The sequence below is a fragment of the Candidatus Jettenia sp. AMX1 genome, assembly GCF_030263775.1.
In the GTDB taxonomy this organism is placed as follows: domain Bacteria; phylum Planctomycetota; class Brocadiia; order Brocadiales; family Brocadiaceae; genus Jettenia; species Jettenia caeni.
On record NZ_SZPP01000002.1, the window covers coordinates 21,751 to 40,082 of the forward strand.

An 18,332-nucleotide genomic window follows, 5' to 3' on the forward strand; every position below is an offset into this window, starting at 1 on the left:
AGATGTGTGGAATTTCAATAATGACATGAATATTCCGGGGAGGCTGCGTGCCGATGGGAATTTTGCTGATATGTATAATATCCTCATATTCTCTTAGGCATGTGGTTTTTTATCTCGCGGGAATGCAATTTTGGTTATGATTGTTTCCTGGAAAAATCCTAGATAGATTTCGTTGCTCCGTGAAGCTTACCATCCGAATTGTTTACCAACCTCCTCCGCTGTCTCGCGTTTTCGCGCAACGGTGATAACGCCATTTTGAGCTATAATCTTGGCTGGTGACGAGAGCAGGCAGTGGTGTGAGGCTAGTGAATCCTGGTAAGCCCCTGTATCGAAGAATGTGATGTACAGTGATTTATCGTTCTGCTCTAAATCCTCCAATCTGGGTAAAGATACATAATTACTGTTGCCGGTATACTTGTCATCCGAATCGCACGAAGACCCGGCAAGCCATACGCGGGATAAACGTTCGGCGTTCAGGTAGTTTACCGGAACGACATGCCATTTCTGGTGAATTGCCCACGTATCGGGTAGGTCATTGATAAAACTGCCATCAATAATGTACCACCATGAAGCTGTAGATTTTGGTATGGGTTTTTGAGAGATGATTCTGTAGATAGTGATTTGTGCAGGCGCCACGAGATACCTTCCCCATTCAACGATAATGTTTGGGTGTGGAATTCCACGCCGGTCTGCTATTTCCTTCAGGGTTCTTAGCAATCGTTTGACAATACTATCGGCTGAATACATTTTGCGCTTTATATAGGGAACGGCAAAGCCGCCGCCGAGATTAATGGTGTCGAGCGTGGGGTTCATAGCCTTAAGTTTAATGTAAACATCCATTACTTTTTTTAAGGGAGAAATCATATCTTCTAACTTAATGATCTGTGACCCAATATGGTAATGGAGTATTTTCAGGTTACGGATGCGTCCAAGTTCTAAGAGTTCCCGTCCGGGAAAGCCGAAGCGATCAATCCGTTTATCCCAGTGTGATTGTACTTTGATCTCCGGATCTACACGGATGCCGAGTTCTCCCCGGTATTCCTTCAGAGAATCAAGCTCATAACGGTCTTCAATGATAGGGACAATATCAAGTCCTTTTTGTTTCAATTCGTAAATGAGACCAAGGTACTTATTGGTCTTGGGGCCGTTGCAGATAACCTTTATTTGCCGGGAAAACTGTTCCTGTTCCCACATTCTTTTGACTATCCATAGCTCATTAACCGATCCCACCTCGATATGCGCACCTTCGGAGATAATAGGTAAGACAAATTCCTTATTCTGATTCACCTTCATGGGATAATGAAAATAGAATTTGCCGCGGTATTTGTTGAGCCGGATATAATATTTGAAGGTGTTGATGAGTTCGTTTAAACGTTCCTCAATCACAAAAGGAAATACGACCTCAAGCGGGGTACCAAATCGCTTTACAAGATCGTGTATATTATACTGATAATTACCCTCACGTACGATGAGCTCTGCATTTGAGGAGACATCGAAATGTTTTGTGGCAAGCTCCTCAATACCCAATTTCCACTTATGCCGTATATTATGTTTTTTCGTTTTCGTTTTGTCTTTTTTCTTCTTTACTTTATCTTTTTTATTCATGGATGTTAAAAAGGGTAATGATTCTTTTGATAGGGATAATGTTTATTGAAACCTTTGAAAACGTGCTTATAGGTGAACTGAACGGCCGGGTATATTTGTGACATGGACGTTGAGTCAAGAACTTCTCCATTCCCATGAAGAACTCTCTGAAAGAGAATTCAGTTGTATTTCGACCGAGGTAGTAATATTAGTTATTCTATGATATTGTATAGACGAAGCTCTTCTTTATCAAAGGAGTTATTTGGTCTTGCATAGAGAAGCTCATCAATATCATCTCACGTTAAAACAAGAAGTTATAAAAAATAATTATAAGTATGTATTGTAACAAATTTAAGGAATTAAATAACACAAAATTTTAATAAATACAATATATTTTTCAAATTTTTACAAGGAAATAACCCACTTTTCTCTATTTTTCTGAAATTATTTCTATCTTTAAAGATAGATTGAATCTCATAACCTCAATTCAACAAGAATGAATAAAGACTCAATGATAGATATATCGTTTCTCTTTTGTAGTGTTTCATGGAAAACGGCGAACTAGGAAATATAAGGATTTTACCGTAAAAAGGCATTTTCAATCCCTGGAAATTTTATTGCATTTCGTGGAGAAATTTGTTTCACTAAATCGGGTTTCATTAGGTTCTGTATCTATACTGCATAAACTATTGAAAGGAGCCAATCTATTATGATGATACCAAGGTTGGTGTTCTTTACCAAAGGGGTAGGAAAGCATAAAGACAAATTGCAGTCGTTTGAACTTGCCCTGAGGAAAGCAGGGATTGAGAAATGCAACTTGGTAAGGGTTTCGAGTATCTTTCCGCCAAATTGCAAAATTGTTACAAGAGAACAGGGCGTTACAATGCTAAAAGCAGGACAAGTGATTTTTTGTGTTATGAGTGAAAACTCCACCAGTGAGCCCAACCGTATGATCTCATCATCTGTTGGCATGGCTGTACCCTCTGAGCATGCGCACTACGGATATCTCAGTGAGCACCATGCATTTGGTGAGACTGAAGGGAAATCGGGTGATTATGCAGAGGACCTTAGGTATCGAATTTGATCCGGCAAAGAACTACGATGAGCGTAAAGAGATCTATAGAATGAGTGGCAAAATCGTAAAAACAAGGAATATTACACAAGCTGCACGGGGAGATAAGAATGGTTTGTGGACTACGGTAGTCGCTGCAGCCGTGTTTATTTTATAATCCTGTTTTATGCGATCTAAAAAAATGATTACCTTCCTAAAATATCTACAGTATAACACATCAAACAGTATTGAACTAATGAGTATTTTTCTATTTTAACAGTGAGAATTTTACCATGAAAGGGTGACATGAACAAACCATGTCCCTGTATGCATTGAACAGGGATGGTCTGTCCGTGTTTGACTGATATACCATGCAAGAAGAAAGAATGTCTTATACCAGAGAAGTTATGAATACTGGATGCATCGTTGCACCTAAGGGGTTCTCGGCAGGGACTGTCGCCTGTGGAATAAAAACAGTAAAAGATAATCTTGATTTAGGGATCATTTTTTCAGAATATCCTTCAACCGGTGCGGCGTTATTTACAACGAACCAAATTTATGCAGCGCCCGTAAAGCTTAGCAGAAAGGCTGTTCAAAAGGGACGTACGCGGGCTATTGTTATCAATAGCGGAAATGCTAATGCATGTACAGGAGAACAAGGTGATAAAGATGCTGAAGAGATGGTACGGCTTACAGCAGAATGTCTTAAAATTTCTGAGGATGAGATACTTGTTGCCTCTACCGGGATCATTGGAAGACCTCTCCCTATGGATAAAGTTCGTGCTGGCATTCAGGCAGCAACGGCATCTCTGGGAAACACCCCGTCGCATGGTAATGCCATGGCACGGGCTATTATGACAACAGATACCCGGCAGAAAGATATTGCCGTCAGATTAAAGATACAGAATAAGGATGTAATCCTTGGCGGTATTACCAAAGGCGCAGGAATGATTGCCCCTAACCTTGCCACCATGTTATGTTTTATTACAACAGATGTCTCCTTGCCAGCCTCTCTTCTCGATGAATGTCTCAGGAAATCCGTAGAATCCTCTTTTAATCGCATTACCATCGATGGTCATACGAGCACAAACGATACCGTTGCCATTATCGCAAATGGCGCCTCCGGGGTACATATCTCCTCCAGTAAGGAAAATACCGGCGGCTCGCCTTTACAGATTTTTCAACAGGGTCTGGATTACGTAGCCAGTTATCTGGCAAAAGCTATTGTGAAGGATGGAGAAGGCGCTACGAAATTTATCCAGATCGATGTGATTGGCGCAAGGTCGCGAGGCGAGGCTGCACGGATTGCCCGATCAATTGCAGATTCTCCGCTGGTAAAGACAGCAATCAACGGCGAAGACCCCAATTGGGGGCGTATCGTCTCTGCCGCTGGTTATGCAGGTGTGGAATTGGATGAATCAAAGACCACTCTCTACATCAACGATATCCTGATTTTCGCTAAAGGAATGCCGGCACAATGTGATCTTACTACACTAAGTATATCCATGAAAAGCACAGATATTCAGATCCGCCTGGAACTTGGATTGGGGAATTACTCAGATACGGTATGGACCTGCGACTTATCCCATGAGTATGTCACAATCAACGCAGAATATCATACATAGCTTTCTCAACGCAAATAAGACGATTTGTTTTGAGTTGTTCTTAATTAGTTGTCTTCTATTGGCATTTTGTAGGTATCGTAGTGATTCCTCATAATTTTGTTTCCTTTTGATTGAATTGTCTCATTATGAATTGTTGGGGTCAAGATGGAGAGAAATTGCGCCAACACAGAAGATAATGGCTAGCGGAGGGAGTTACTACCTGACTGCAGAATTTCAAACGATAGATTATTCGTTATGAACAATCGGTAAAAACTTATCTGACTTTGATTCATATCTGCAGGCTCTATTGTATAGTCATCAATGTTGGACAATTTTTCCTGTTTCTTTAATCTTCTCCAGATGGTCTACTAGTAAGGTTAACTACCGCCATGGTTAAAAGAACAATTGATGCGCCAACAAAGACCCCGGAATATTTTTTAAATAAGGAATTCATAACATCTTGAGATGGTGCGGGAATACTTACGGTTGTATTGCCATATCTAAATATAAACTGATTGCTCTCCTTTACTCCCACCGGCAGATCTTTGATTGCATCTGGATCTACACCTCTCTTGAGCAACTCTTTCCGTAACTTTTTCTGAGAATCCTTTTCAATGTCGGTTATTTTTAACATGTCTTTATCTCCTTGATAATGTAATTTTTTTGGTTTTTTACGTGTAATATAAATAAGTATTTATTGATATAATTTCTACATATTAAGTCTGTGTATTCATCGTAAAGGTGACAATAATTCTCAAAAATTTATTCATGGTTTTTTATTTTTGTTTTAACTTCGATATCATGGTGAATATCTTTTATCGATTCTTATTCCGAGAGTTTTACGAACATCGGTTTATAAAATTTCCCAGAACTGTTTTGATGTGAAAAATTCTTCAAACGTTTGTATAGCTGGATAGTCCTGGCGTTGCATGCATAAACGTACCACTGCCGTATCATCTGCTTGTTCTATCCGAATTCCGTAAAACCATTCCATACAGTTGTTTCTTTCCTTGCAACCTTCGCACAAGGTTTCCAGAATGTTTTTTCTGATGCACTTTATCTTAAATTTAAATCCATCCTGAGATATCATAATAAGAGAATAGCTGGAAGACTTATCGACAAGATTTATACATTCCAGTCTTGCGCTCATTGATTTTAAGACTTCATCAATCCGTTTGATAGAGAATGATCCTTGCTTCAGGTCGTTTAATATTCGAAAACTAACTCCCATGTTCTTGCAGTGGTCTTTTATCTTGAGTGTGTCATGAATATCCGAATCGTTTTGAACTACCGTATTAATTTTTACCTCTAAACCAGATTCCAATGCCTTTTGTATATTACGAAGCTGCCGATTCAGTGCATGTAAACCCCACACGTTGTTTTTCTGCTGTATTTGAAGACTACAGAGTTTCTGTGGGTCTAATGTATGTACGCTGAAATTTACACCATCCAAACCGGCATCCTTTAGTTGCATGATCAAATCCGAGTCGAACTGACCATTAGAAGTCATTTTAACCCGATAGCCAATTGACTTTAATTCACTGATAAGTTCTCTGCAATGAGGATAGGATGTAGGCTCTCCACCGGTTAAATGCGCCTGCATTAATTTTAATTCTGTATGCAATCTCTTGAGTCCATGAATTAAGTCTTGATTCAGTACAAGATTCTTGCTTTTCAGGTTTCCCTCATGGTGGCAAAAATTGCAGGTCAGGGGACAATTGTTGGTAACTTTAATCCTGAGCGTATCATTTTTCAACACCTGTATCCTGTCAAACTGCCAAAGAGTATTTTCAAAGCATGAAAAAATATCGGAGTTTCTCTCTGTACATTTTAAGGTGTTGGTTGCGTTGTACATACTATTTCGTTCTCCAATTAAAGTGTGTTCTGGTAAAATTTATATTAATTCTTCAATGGTAATCGTTCGATGTGTGGGAAAGTTCACCGGTATTTTTTCTCCCGTTTTTTTTCCCAGCAAGACCTTGCCAAGTGGTGTTTCCGGAGATAGTGTTGTTATTGTCATATCGTTCTCACACAATTCATAGCCGCTTAATACAGGGAGGACAAAAAAATATTCTGGATCAGGCGTATCACTAGATAGTATTTTTACGATACTTCCTATGCCTACACAGATACGAAATTCAGTCCATTGAAAAGTCTCAAGATATTTTAAATTCAATTCCTTTTCACGGAGCGCCCTTCCCAATCCGTCTGCAACCCAGGCCGATTCTATTCCCATCGTATCATATCTGCTCTGCATCTTTCCCGGCGCATCAATAGATGCCTGCCTTGCCGACTCAAACGACTGTCGTTGCTTTTCAATATCAGTTTTAACCATCCTGATGAATTGTTCTTTAAGATTGGTTTTGTCTACCATACAACATCCTTTCCCTGAGAATTTGATTTTTTCAAATTTACTCCTTAATAAGTCGTGCAATTTCTTTTAGGAGTGACAATGTTTTTTATATTCTTGCTTATTCCCGAATTCTGTTTGAGATTTGTTTTTTTCTGAATGCATCTTACTTTGGTACTAGTGTTACTTATTAAGTCGTTTTATTACGATGGAAGTGATATAAATTACTGGTTTAGTCTATAAGCTAAAAAACTATTGACAGATAAAAATAAAATGAATATCATGCTACCTCTAATCCTAATCTTCAAATTCCAAATACTATCAATACCTGCCAAATGAAAAATAGAGTACAGATTGAAGCAATCATAAGAAATCTTCAAGGCGCTGCAAGAGACTCTAAGACGAACAAACTATCAGAGAACATCATTGCTTATGACGAATACAGGAAGATCCATAAGAGCGCTTCTTTGTACCAATTTGGCATAATCCCCGCGAAAGAATCATCATCGGTGCTTGCAGAGAATGAAACTAATCATGTCGCTTGTGAAAACGCTATTTTCGAAATGGCAGAAAAGAATATAGAGAATTTTTCCTCCGAAGATATACATAAGAAACGCAAAGAAACGATTGAATCTGCCTTGAGACTACTTATGGGTCTTTATAAGGATAGACATGAAAAACTTCAGCCGAGAACCTTTGTCCTCATCGCAAAGGCATACCTTCTGAGAAGCCTTATTACTCGTCCAAAAGGTATAACGATACCCGAAAAGAAAAAAGAGGCGCTGAAAAAAGGGATTGGCTTTGTTGAAAGTGCCATTAAAAAAATCCAATCCTCCGAAAATATTTTATCTCATTCTTCTGATATAGATTTGCTTGAGAAGGCATGGAGGATCAAAAGTCAGTTGTATCTTGAGTATTATCGGGTTAACAAGGATGAATGTGACAAAAATACATTAAAAGAAGTTCTCGAAAATTCCCTAATATCGGGATGTGATAAATTTGACAAAAATATCGAAGACGTACAGATTGCTATCCGCTACTGTGAATTAGAGAGTAGTAGAGAATATTTGGAACAAATTATTTCCTCTCACCTGGAAGGTATAGAATTTGAGAAGGCCAGGGCATACAAACTCCTTGAACTTGAAAATGAAAATGAAGATGAAATAAGAAAAAGCATGAAGGTTGTTATTGAAGAGTATTTATCGGGTTTTTCTGACCCATTATGGGAAGATGCAGTTGAGTTTATCAATAAACTTAAATCCGACAATAAGAATTGCTGGAAGGAACTATCGTTAGATATGTATAAGGTTTGCCGAGAACAAGAGGCGGAAACTGCGTCTCTCCATTTGCGTTGGTACTGGTCAAGACAGAGAAGGCTTTACGACCTGGCATTCATTGCAGCAGATAAAGAAGAAGAAAAGGCAAAAATTGCCGATTCATTGAAAAGTCGCCTCTCGCTTCGTTGGTCAGCATTAGAAGAGACGGGTAAAAAATCAAAAAATAAACGGGAAAAAGAAGAAATAAGCAGAATCCTTGAAGCCGAAGCAGTAGCGATGCTTGGAGGATATATCAAGGGTGCACGGAAGATCTTAAAAAAGAGGAGAAGACCTTTACCTGATGAGCAACGTTCCATACCAAAAGACTGGATAGTCATCCATTTTTATGTAAATCAATTAGAAAACAAGTGCTATGCCCTTATTTATAACAAGGATGAAAATACCTGGAAGTGTGAATTTGTTAAAGAATACCAAAGATTGTTTCATGTCTTTTTGACTTGGCAGACAAACTATAACCGATGTAAAGAGAGGGCTGCGGATTCCCTTGTGCAACTCTGCAAAGAGATTGGGAATGCCATGCCCTTTCTCTTTGATGAATGTATTATTCCACAAGATAAAAATGTTTTATTCATTCCCCACGATTTCCTGCATCGATTGCCGCTTCATGGGGCAATACATGAAAAAAACAACGGTGTATTTTTAGAAAATCATCCATGCTGTTACCTTCCTGCGTGGTCATTTGCTGCGAAAGAAAATAATGCGGTAGTACAGGGAAGCATCTTGCTCAAGAATTTCCCTGAATATTCATATGAGGAGTTAGTTTCCAATTCAACACTATGGACTTCTCCGGTAAAAGACCCGGCGAGTCCTGATGACCTCAAAACAATTATCGCTTCACCGGAAATGCTTGTTATTCTTTGTCATGGAGAAGCAGATGCTGTAAACCCTTTCAATGCCAGGCTTAAGTTAACAGGAAACGGCATATCGCATCTCGAGATATTACAAAGTACAAAGATGATTTTAAAAGGCAGTAAAATAATCCTGGGCGCTTGTGAAACAGACCTCGTACCGCCACTATCAGATATTATGGATGAACATCTGTCTATTACTACAGCATTTCTTACAAACGACGCCAGGGAGATTTTGGGAACGATGTACGAGGCACTTGATGTACGCATATCAAGCATCATTCAAAAGATATATAGGCAAGAACATTATAGTAGTATGATGAAGCAATTGTGGGAATGGCAAAAAGTTGGGGTAGAAAATTATCGTGAAAATGGTGATACACCAGCATTTTATAACACCGTTGTTTTTCGTGTTATTGGATTATCAATATGAGTAAAAATGCAGAAGAAATACTTCATTCCTGCCTCGAAATGAGAGGGTCTGGAAAACTTTGTGTTGAATGCTCAGTTCTCAAAAAAGGAACGTGTCAAATATTGATGCATGAAATACTGAAAGTCAAAGATGCATTAAAATTACCCAAAGATGATATCCGGGATATAATCTCAGAATCAATTGAAGCTATTCAGCTTGGCAACTTTAAAGGAACCACCCATATCCAGTTTAGGGTATGGGTACGAAGAATAATACAAAACAAGAAGAATGATTATTTTAGAAATAAATATAAAAGAAAAGAACATGAGAATGCACTCCCCATTCCAATGGATGATGAGAAACACGAGATTATCTTATTTGATAAACCAGATGCAACTCAGGCAGACGAATTTAAACGCATTGAAAATGAGCATGATGTGGAAAAAATTTTACAGAGTTTAAGGAAAAAGGTAATTGAGGGTGAAATTGAAAAAAATGATCTTGATTTAGTACAAGCCTGTTATGATGGTTTTAAGGAAGGCTTATCTCAGGAAGAAATAGCAAAGAGCCTATCTTTAAAACCAAATACTCTCAATCAAAACTTAAGCCGCCTGAGAAAAAAATTGAAGGCTGAAAGAGAGGAATATTGCAGGAATGATTAACATGACGAACATACCAATAGGCCATGTTTTTCCAGAAGCTTTAGTAATAGACAGAGATATTTATAATAAACGATGGATACTTAAAGTGGTTACAGATAACAATGAAAAAAAAGATACTGTAAAGCTAAAGTCGAAAATAAGTGGCTTTAATGAAATTTTACAAGAAACCAAACTTATCTTGGCTGATAAGTATGTACCACCTGGCGTAGAAATTAAAGAAACAGAAATAGTAAAAATTCTTGTAGTAATAAAAAAAGAACAGAACAAAGCATACGTTGCACTAAAAGGATACAGTAAAATCCTGAGAGATCATTTCTATTTTAAATATCTGCTTAACGAATCCATTAAAACCCTACTTGGCATTCCTATTGAAGCTCCTCTTTCTAGAAGTAAAGTTATTTATAAACCAAAAAAATCCAATTGGAAATTGTGGTCTAATAAATTGAGAGAGGATTGTGGAGAACAGTTTAAAAACAACTTCAAAGTGGAAGATGAAGTTTACAATGTTGATATCCCATTTTTAAATGTATATATAGTAAGGGGAAAAGATTACGTTTTTCCTGTATTTGGTTTTAAATATCTTTCCACGTTAATGGGGAAACTATTATTTTATCCTGATATTATCGATACAAATGGTAATTCTGAGAGGAGTGTTTATAGAACAGATGGTTTGAATAATTTCCCCATGCAATTCACAGCTAAAATTAAAAATAGTGGTGCCCTCAAAGATGTTCGTGTTTTTTTGCACGGTTTTACGTATCCAGCAAAGTGGCACTTTGGCATATGGAAGCATATGTTTTCCTTATTGCCAGGCGCGAACGAAGATGAAACCGCATTATGGGAAAAAATGTTGAGGTATAGCTTCTTTCCAGAGAAAACTTTTAAATTTTGCAAACCAAATCAGGATAACAGCTCCTGTGATGAAGAACATTGTGTTTCATTATCGTTATTTAAAGATATACACCCCCAGATAAAAGATTATTGCAGGTTGTATTTAGAACAATTTGTCACTTTACTTAAGTCAAATACGATTAATAATGTAGCAATATTTAAAGACAGACACTCCTGTAATAAAATCGAATTGATTTGTGTTTGTCAAAATAAGGGTATCTACCAGAAGGCGATATTTCGTGGAGTATGTTATAATTGGGATAGTAATAATTCCCATTTTGTATTTCATTTGACGCCTGTTACTATGTACTTAGATAAAAATAATAAATTATTTCATATGCGCACAAAGGATAAATCTATTTTTTCTGGAAGTTTGTGTGAGATAAAGCAATGCAATTAACAGACAAAAGTAGAAACGAATTGTTTAGCGCTCTCCTTGAATGGGGTAAGTCACACATGCTTTCGCCAGAAATTGTTCAAGATATCTCTGAGATCGAGGAGAACTGCGAGCCTTTTATAAAAAGTGATGAATTTACAAACTTTTTATTAAATTCAGTGGAAAAAATCAGGCGGCAAGTAGAATTTGCAATTTCCTTGTTTACCAATATAGAGCTAGTTACTGCAACTGATGAAGATTCTCTATGGCATGATGCAGAGGTGTCTTTTATTGCCTTCGATCGAGTAAACTATTTGATGGAGGTATTACAGTTTTTAATTGTACCCCGCAAAAAGGAAATTGCTGAAAAAGCTATGAAGGCGTTAGATACCATATTTGAAAAAACAATAGGCTGGCTTGAAGAAAGTGAGTTTTCACCATTAAGGTTAGTAGTACTTAATGAATCCCGCCGTTATCATCTTGAACAAATACCAGAAGATGAACGATACAGGTTCCCTTGGTATGAATTATATTCGGATTATAGTGAAAATACCCTGGAAATAATTATTGAAAACTTCGACACTTTTTTGTCGGGAAAATGGGAAAAATTAACGAGGGAGATACCCCAAGAGTACCTGCATGAAATATCGCTTGAATTAAAAAGAGATAAACTATTACTTTCTCGAATAAAACAAGAGGCATCTTATCATAAAAGATTACTCGCTGCGGTATCAAAACCCTCATCTCTTAAGTTATGGCGATTGGGAGATGAAGCGGCATTGGATTACTTTCTTCCTGGTGGGGTAAAAAAATCTGGTGCAGTGCGAGTTAGTTTAAAATTGATAGAAGATGCAAAGATTGCTTTTGAGGCAGATGAGATTTGTTGGAAATTCCTTGCTGCTTTTTGTGGGCCAAATTTGGATGATAAACAACGCCTCTCCCTGCTTGATAAAGTGGAGGAAAGGATAAAGAAAATTGATATACATAAAATTTCAGAAAATGAAAATATCCTGAAAACACTAAAATCTTGGTTTGAGGGAAATTGCGATAATGCAAAACTTATTAAGATTTCTTTTGACACTTGGATTAAAATGATGGAAGAAAAAGCAATCAACATGCATGCTGTAGAGTTTGACGAATCGCCAGAAAAGTTGTGGAATGCCATAATGGAACTTCAAAAAGGGAGAATGGGCGCTTCAAATTCTGTTGAAAAATATATAAACGATTTTGTTAATGGGTGCCGACAAGTATGGCAAATTTTCAAATCGACCGTTGATGAACCATCGGTATTGTATGGTGCTCGGGCTATTGCTGCATCATCTGAAAAGTCTGTGCAACCAAGAAAGTTAGAACTCAATAATAATCCAATTCTTCTTTCGTTGAAGCCGAACCCTAAAGGAGAATATATTATTTTATCATCGCTGGCATTAAAAAGGGTAGTTCTTGGTGAAGGTGTTGAGGATTATGAGAAGATATGGAACTATCTTGAGCATACCAAAAATGATTACTGGTGCGGCTGTTTTATTACAAATGATGACAAACCTGATGTAGCTTCTGTACAACAAATAGAGAATCGAATTTTGGCAAAAAAAACGAGAGATTATAAAAAAGCAATTATTGGTGTATCTCCTGAAAAAATCGTTTTAGAAGAATTCATTCAGGAATTGCCGGCTGTGATATTTGAAGGAAAAGGCCCGTTAAAGGATTCTTTAGTTAAGAAGGTTATCATATTGGTTATTTCACTTGAATGAGGTGTTATCTTGCATACAATATTGCCTATCCATCTTACCTTCCTCGAACCCTACCGCCTTGCTGAGTGGCATGCAAAAGCTGATAGAAAGAAAAATAAGAGATACTTAAGAGGCATGAGCTTTGCCCAGTGGCATAAGGATAAGGATGGCATAGGGAAACCTTATATCACAGGTACGCTTTTGAGGTCGGCAGTCCTAAATGCAGCGGAAGAGCTTATTAGTCTGAATCAGGGAATGTGGGCTAAAGAACCTTGCTGCAACGGCAAGTTTGAGACAGAGAAAGATAAGCCGGCTGTCCTCAGAAAGAGGCCAACAATCCAGTGGAAAACCGGAAGACCGGCAATATGTGACCCTGAAAAACAGGAGAAGAAAGACGCATGTCCCCTCTGTATGCTCCTGGGCAGATTTGATAAGGCGGGCAAGAGACACAGGGATAATAAATACGATAAACATGATTATGACATCCACTTCGATAACCTGAACCTTATAACCGACAAAAAATTCTCCCATCCTGATGATATTGCATCGGAGCGAATCCTCAACCGTGTTGATTACACCACTGGCAAGGCGCATGATTATTTTAAGGTATGGGAGGTGGATGATGATCAATGGTGGCAATTTACCGGTACAATAACGATGCATGATGATTGCTCAAAGGCGAAAGGGTTGCTCCTGGCTTCTCTGTGTTTTGTTGACAAGCTCTGTGGGGCGCTTTGCAGGATTGAAGTGACTGGAAATAATAGCCAGGATGAGAATAAAGAGTATGCGCATCCAGATACCGGTATTATTACATCCCTAAATTTAAAATACCAGAACAATTCCACAATTCATCAAGATGCCGTACCATTATCCGGCTCCGCTCATGATAACGATGAACCTCCTGTTCATGACAATGACAGTTCCCTGGATAACGATACGATTACGCTCCTGTCAATGAAAGCTAAAGAAATTGTCGGGGCTTTTCGTGAATCCGGCAAGATAGAGAAGGCAAGGACACTGGCAGATGTGATAAGGGCTATGCGGCTACAGAAACCGGATATTTGGGAAAAATTGCCAAAAGGCATAAATGATAAACACCACCTGTGGGATAGAGAAGTGAACGGCAAGAAGTTAAGGAATATATTAGAGGAATTATGGCGGCTCATGAACAAGAGGAACGCATGGAGGACATTCTGTGAAGTTCTGGGGAATGAACTCTACCGGTGTTATAAGGAAAAGACGGGTGGAATTGTGTTACGGTTCAGGACACTTGGCGAGACGGAGTACTATCCGGAACCGGAGAAAACAGAGCCATGCCTAATCTCAGATAATTCTATACCAATTACACCACTTGGAGGTGTTAAAGAATGGATTATTATCGGGAGATTAAAAGCGGAGACGCCGTTTTATTTTGGTGTGCAGTCATCCTTTGATTCTACACAGGATGACCTGGACTTGGTTCCTGATATTGTCAATACTGATGAAAAACTTGAAGCAAATGAACAAACCAGCTTCAGGATACTGATGGATAAGAAAGGGCGTTACCGTATCCCTCGCTCACTCATAAGAGGCGTCCTCCGCAGAGATTTGAGAACGGCATTTGGCGGGAGTGGTTGCATTGTGGAATTAGGCAGAATGATTCCATGCGATTGTAAGGTCTGTGCTATTATGCGAAAAATTACTGTAATGGATTCCAGGAGTGAGAATATCGAATTACCCGATATTCGTTATAGAATCAGGCTAAACCCTTACACCGCTACGGTAGACGAGGGGGCGTTGTTTGATATGGAGATAGGACCGGAAGGGATTACTTTTCCGTTTGTTTTCCGTTATCGTGGGGAAGATGCGCTACCGCGTGAATTGTGGAGCGTAATTCGCTATTGGATGGATGGCATGGCCTGGCTTGGTGGTTCCGGATCTACGGGTAAAGGACGTTTTGCTCTTATCGATATAAAAGTGTTTGAATGGGATTTGTGTAATGAAGAAGGGCTTAAAGCATACATTTGTTCAAGAGGATTAAGAGGCATCGAAAAAGAAGTATTGCTTGAGAATAAAACGATAGCAGAAATTACTAATTTATTTAAAACAGAAGAAGTCAAATTCTTTGAATCATACAGTAAACATATTAAACAATTGTGTCACGAATGCATTATAAACCAAATATCCTTTTTGTGGGGACTTAGGTCTTATTATGAATATCTCGGTCCCCTGTGGACAGAGGTCAAATACGAAATCAAGATTGCCTCACCTTTATTATCCTCCGATACCATATCGGCCTTGCTGAACAAGGATAATATTGATTGTATAGCATATGAGAAGAGGAAATGGGAAAACGGTGGAATAAAATTTGTTCCAACCATCAAGGGCGAGACTATACGGGGTATTGTGAGGATGGCCGTTGGAAAGAGAAGCGGTGATCTGGGAATGGATGATCATGAAGACTGTTCCTGTACCCTGTGTACGATCTTTGGCAATGAGCATGAGGCTGGCAAGCTGCGGTTTGAGGATTTGGAAGTCGTAGAGGAAAAATTACCGTCTGAACAGAATTCTGATAGCAATAAAATACCATTCGGCCCAGTTCAGGATGGCGATGGTAACCGGGAGAAGGAGTGTGTGACTGCGGTGAAGAGCTATAAGAAGAAACTCATTGACCACGTGGCAATTGATCGTTTCCATGGCGGTGCGGAAGATAAGATGAAGTTTAATACCTTGCCGCTTGCGGGAAGCTTTGAAAAGCCCATTATCCTGAAAGGTAGATTCTGGATAAAAAAGGACATTGTAAAGGACTATAAGAAAAAAATCGAAGACGCCATGGTTGATATACGGGACGGGTTGTATCCAATAGGCGGGAAAACAGGCATTGGGTATGGGTGGGTTACAGACCTTACCATCCTGAATCCCCAGAGCGGATTTCAAATTCCGGTAAAAAAAGATATTTCCCCAGAACCAGGAACGTATTCTACTTATCCATCCCACAGTACCCCATCCCTTAATAAAGGCCATATTTATTACCCGCACTATTTCTTAGCGCCGGCAAATACGGTGCATCGTGAACAAGAGATGATCGGCCATGAGCAGTTTCACAAAGAACAGAAAGGGGAATTGCTTGTTTCAGGCAAGATTGTGTGCACCCTGAAGACCGTAACACCCCTTATCATCCCGGATACAGAAAATGAGGACGCCTTTGGTCTTCAAAACACATATTCCGGACATAAAAATTACCAGTTTTTTCATATAAACGATGAAATTATGGTCCCCGGCTCAGAGATTCGGGGTATGATAAGTTCTGTTTATGAGGCGATTACCAATTCGTGTTTTCGCGTTTATGATGAAACGAAATATATAACACGCCGGTTATCGCCTGAAAAAAAAGATGAATCAAACGACAAGAATAAGTCTCAAGATGATGCATCTCAAAAAATACGGAAAGGTTTAGTGAAAAAAACCGACGAAGGGTTTTCAATCATCGAAGTTGAAAGATATTCCATGAAAACCAAGGGCGGGACAAAGTTAGTTGATAAAGTTTACCGCCTTCCTCTCTATGATAGTGAAGCAGTTATAGCATCTATTCAATTTGAGCAGTATGGAGAAAAAAATGAAAAAAGGAATGCAAAGATTCGGGCTGCAATAAAACGGAATGAAGTAATTGCAGAAGTTGCCCGAAAAAATTTGATATTCCTCAGGTCCTTAACGCCGGAAGAATTGAAAAAGGTTTTACAGGGTGAAATACTGGTAAAATTTAGTCTTAAGTCAGGAAAAAATCCCAATGATTATTTGGCGGAATTACATGAAAACGGAACCGAGCGTGGATTGATAAAGTTTACCGGGCTTAACATGGTGAATATAAAAAATGTAAATGAGGAAGATAAAGATTTTAATGATACCTGGGATTGGGAAAAGCTCAATATCTTCCATAATGCACACGAGAAGCGAAATAGTCTTAAACAGGGATATCCAAGACCTGTCTTAAAATTTATAAAAGATCGGGTTGAATACACCATTCCCAAGCGGTGCGAGCGTATATTTTGTATTCCGGTAAAAAATACAATCGAATACAAAGTATCTTCAAAAGTCTGTAAACAATACAAAGATGTACTGAGCGATTATGAGAAAAATTTTGGGCATATTAACAAGATATTTACCACAAAAATCCAAAAGAGAGAACTTACCGACGGTGATTTGGTCTATTTTATTCCCAATGAAGGCGCAGACAAAACCGTACAGGCTATCATGCCTGTGCCTCTTTCACGGATAACCGACAGCAGAACACTGGGAGAACGATTACCCCACAAAAACCTCTTGCCTTGCGTTCACGAGGTTAATGAAGGTCTTTTATCCGGCATATTAGATTCTCTTGATAAAAAACTCCTTTCCATCCACCCGGAAGGCCTTTGCCCTACATGCCGGCTTTTTGGTACGACATATTACAAAGGACGGGTTCGTTTCGGGTTTGCAAACCTTATGAACAAACCCAAATGGCTGACCGAGAGGGAAAATGGTTGTGGTGGGTATGTGACCCTTCCACTCCTTGAAAGACCACGCCTGACATGGTCAGTACCCTCCGATAAATGTGACGTACCAGGGAGAAAATTTTATATCCATCATAATGGCTGGCAGGAGGTGCTAAGAAACAACGATATAACACCAAAGACTGAAAATAATCGTACCGTAGAACCATTAGCTGCGGACAATAGATTTACCTTTGATGTCTATTTTGAGAATCTGAGGGAGTGGGAATTAGGGCTTCTCTGCTATTGCCTTGAACTTGAGCCGGGAATGGGGCATAAACTTGGCATGGGTAAGCCAATGGGCTTTGGTAGCGTAAAAATAGCAATAGAAAGGTTACAGACCTTTACTGTTCATCAGGATGGTATAAACTGGAAGCCCTCCGAAAATGAAATTGGGGTTTATGTGCAGAAAGGAAGAGAAAAGCTGGTTGAGTGGTTTACCCCTTCGGCTCCGCACAAAAATATGGAATGGAACGGGGTAAAACACATCAAAGACCTCCGTTCTTTACTCAGCATACCCGGCGACAAACCCACCGTAAAATATCCCACCCTTAACAAGGACGCTGAGGGAGCAATATCTGACTATACGTATGAGCGGCTCTCTGATACAAAGCTGCTGCCTCATGATAAACGGGTAGAATACCTGAGAACCCCGTGGAGTCCATGGAATGCCTTTGTGAAGGAAGCAGAGTATTCTCCTTCAGAAAAAAGTGATGAAAAGGGTCGTGAAACTATACGCACAAAACCTAAATCTCTACCTTCTGTGAAATCAATTGGTAAGGTTAAATGGTTTGATGAAGGTAAGGGTTTCGGTATTCTTATTATGGATGACGGCAAAGAGGTATCGATAAGCAAGAATTCTATCCGGGGAAATATCTTGCTAAAAAAAGGTCAAAAGGTGACGTTCCACATTGTACAGGGGTTGATACCAAAGGCTGAAGATATAGAAATAGCGAAGTAAATACGGTATATTTATTGG

At 38.9% G+C, this 18,332-nt stretch carries 10 protein-coding genes and 1 pseudogene; 7 read left to right on the forward strand and 4 right to left on the reverse strand.

Annotated elements, in window-relative coordinates; translation table 11 throughout:
- Positions 1–186: 186 nt before the first annotated feature.
- The gene (locus FBQ94_RS00595; protein WP_007220838.1) at positions 187–1,605 is read right to left on the reverse strand and encodes a type III PLP-dependent enzyme domain-containing protein; all 1,419 of its coding nucleotides are present in this window, start codon (positions 1,603–1,605) and stop codon (positions 187–189) included.
- Between the two features lie 688 nt (positions 1,606–2,293).
- Between FBQ94_RS00595 and FBQ94_RS00600 the strand changes: the two are divergent.
- Both FBQ94_RS00600 and argJ read left to right on the forward strand, forming a co-directional pair.
- A pseudogene (locus tag FBQ94_RS00600) lies at positions 2,294–2,813 on the forward strand (pyruvoyl-dependent arginine decarboxylase).
- A gap of 208 nt (positions 2,814–3,021) precedes the next feature.
- Positions 3,022–4,260 (forward strand): bifunctional glutamate N-acetyltransferase/amino-acid acetyltransferase ArgJ, encoded by a 1,239-nt coding sequence (gene argJ / locus FBQ94_RS00610; RefSeq protein ID WP_007220841.1) that lies wholly within the window; start codon positions 3,022–3,024, stop codon positions 4,258–4,260.
- Positions 4,261–4,585: 325 nt separating this feature from the next.
- Here the strand turns inward: argJ and FBQ94_RS00615 are convergent, their stop codons facing one another.
- From FBQ94_RS00615 to FBQ94_RS00625, 3 genes are all read right to left on the reverse strand, one after another.
- Positions 4,586–4,873, reverse strand: a complete 288-nt coding sequence (locus tag FBQ94_RS00615) for a hypothetical protein (RefSeq protein ID WP_007220842.1) — start codon at positions 4,871–4,873, stop codon at positions 4,586–4,588.
- A 219-nt stretch (positions 4,874–5,092) separates the two neighbouring features.
- Positions 5,093–6,094: a radical SAM protein gene (locus FBQ94_RS00620; protein ID WP_007220843.1), complete on the reverse strand. Its 1,002-nt coding sequence runs from the start codon at positions 6,092–6,094 to the stop codon at positions 5,093–5,095.
- 39 nt (positions 6,095–6,133) lie between these two features.
- On the reverse strand, positions 6,134–6,613 hold the full coding sequence (locus tag FBQ94_RS00625; protein ID WP_007220844.1) for a GreA/GreB family elongation factor: 480 nt from the start codon (positions 6,611–6,613) through the stop codon (positions 6,134–6,136).
- A gap of 311 nt (positions 6,614–6,924) precedes the next feature.
- On the opposite strand from FBQ94_RS00625, the gene csx29 reads away from it, so the two are divergent.
- Genes csx29 through cas7-11e form a run of 5 tightly spaced genes read left to right on the forward strand, consistent with a single transcriptional unit; the run spans position 6,925 to position 18,314 of the window.
- Entirely contained in the window at positions 6,925–9,207 is a 2,283-nt protein-coding gene (csx29, locus tag FBQ94_RS00630) for a type III-E CRISPR-associated TPR-CHAT protein Csx29 (RefSeq protein WP_007220845.1), read from the forward strand.
- Entirely contained in the window at positions 9,204–9,848 is a 645-nt protein-coding gene (locus tag FBQ94_RS00635) for a type III-E CRISPR-associated RpoE-like sigma factor (protein WP_007220846.1), read from the forward strand. Before csx29 ends, FBQ94_RS00635 begins: the two co-directional genes overlap by 4 nt.
- A 1-nt stretch (position 9,849) precedes the next feature.
- The gene (csx31, locus tag FBQ94_RS00640) at positions 9,850–11,139 is read left to right on the forward strand and encodes a type III-E CRISPR-associated protein Csx31 (RefSeq protein WP_007220847.1); all 1,290 of its coding nucleotides are present in this window, start codon (positions 9,850–9,852) and stop codon (positions 11,137–11,139) included.
- Positions 11,130–12,866 (forward strand): type III-E CRISPR-associated protein Csx30, encoded by a 1,737-nt coding sequence (csx30, locus tag FBQ94_RS00645; protein WP_007220848.1) that lies wholly within the window; start codon positions 11,130–11,132, stop codon positions 12,864–12,866. The genes csx31 and csx30 overlap by 10 nt, the downstream gene beginning before the upstream one ends.
- Positions 12,867–12,875: 9 nt before the next feature.
- Positions 12,876–18,314 (forward strand): type III-E CRISPR-associated gRAMP effector Cas7-11e, encoded by a 5,439-nt coding sequence (gene cas7-11e / locus FBQ94_RS00650; RefSeq protein WP_007220849.1) that lies wholly within the window; start codon positions 12,876–12,878, stop codon positions 18,312–18,314.
- Positions 18,315–18,332: the final 18 nt, after the last annotated feature.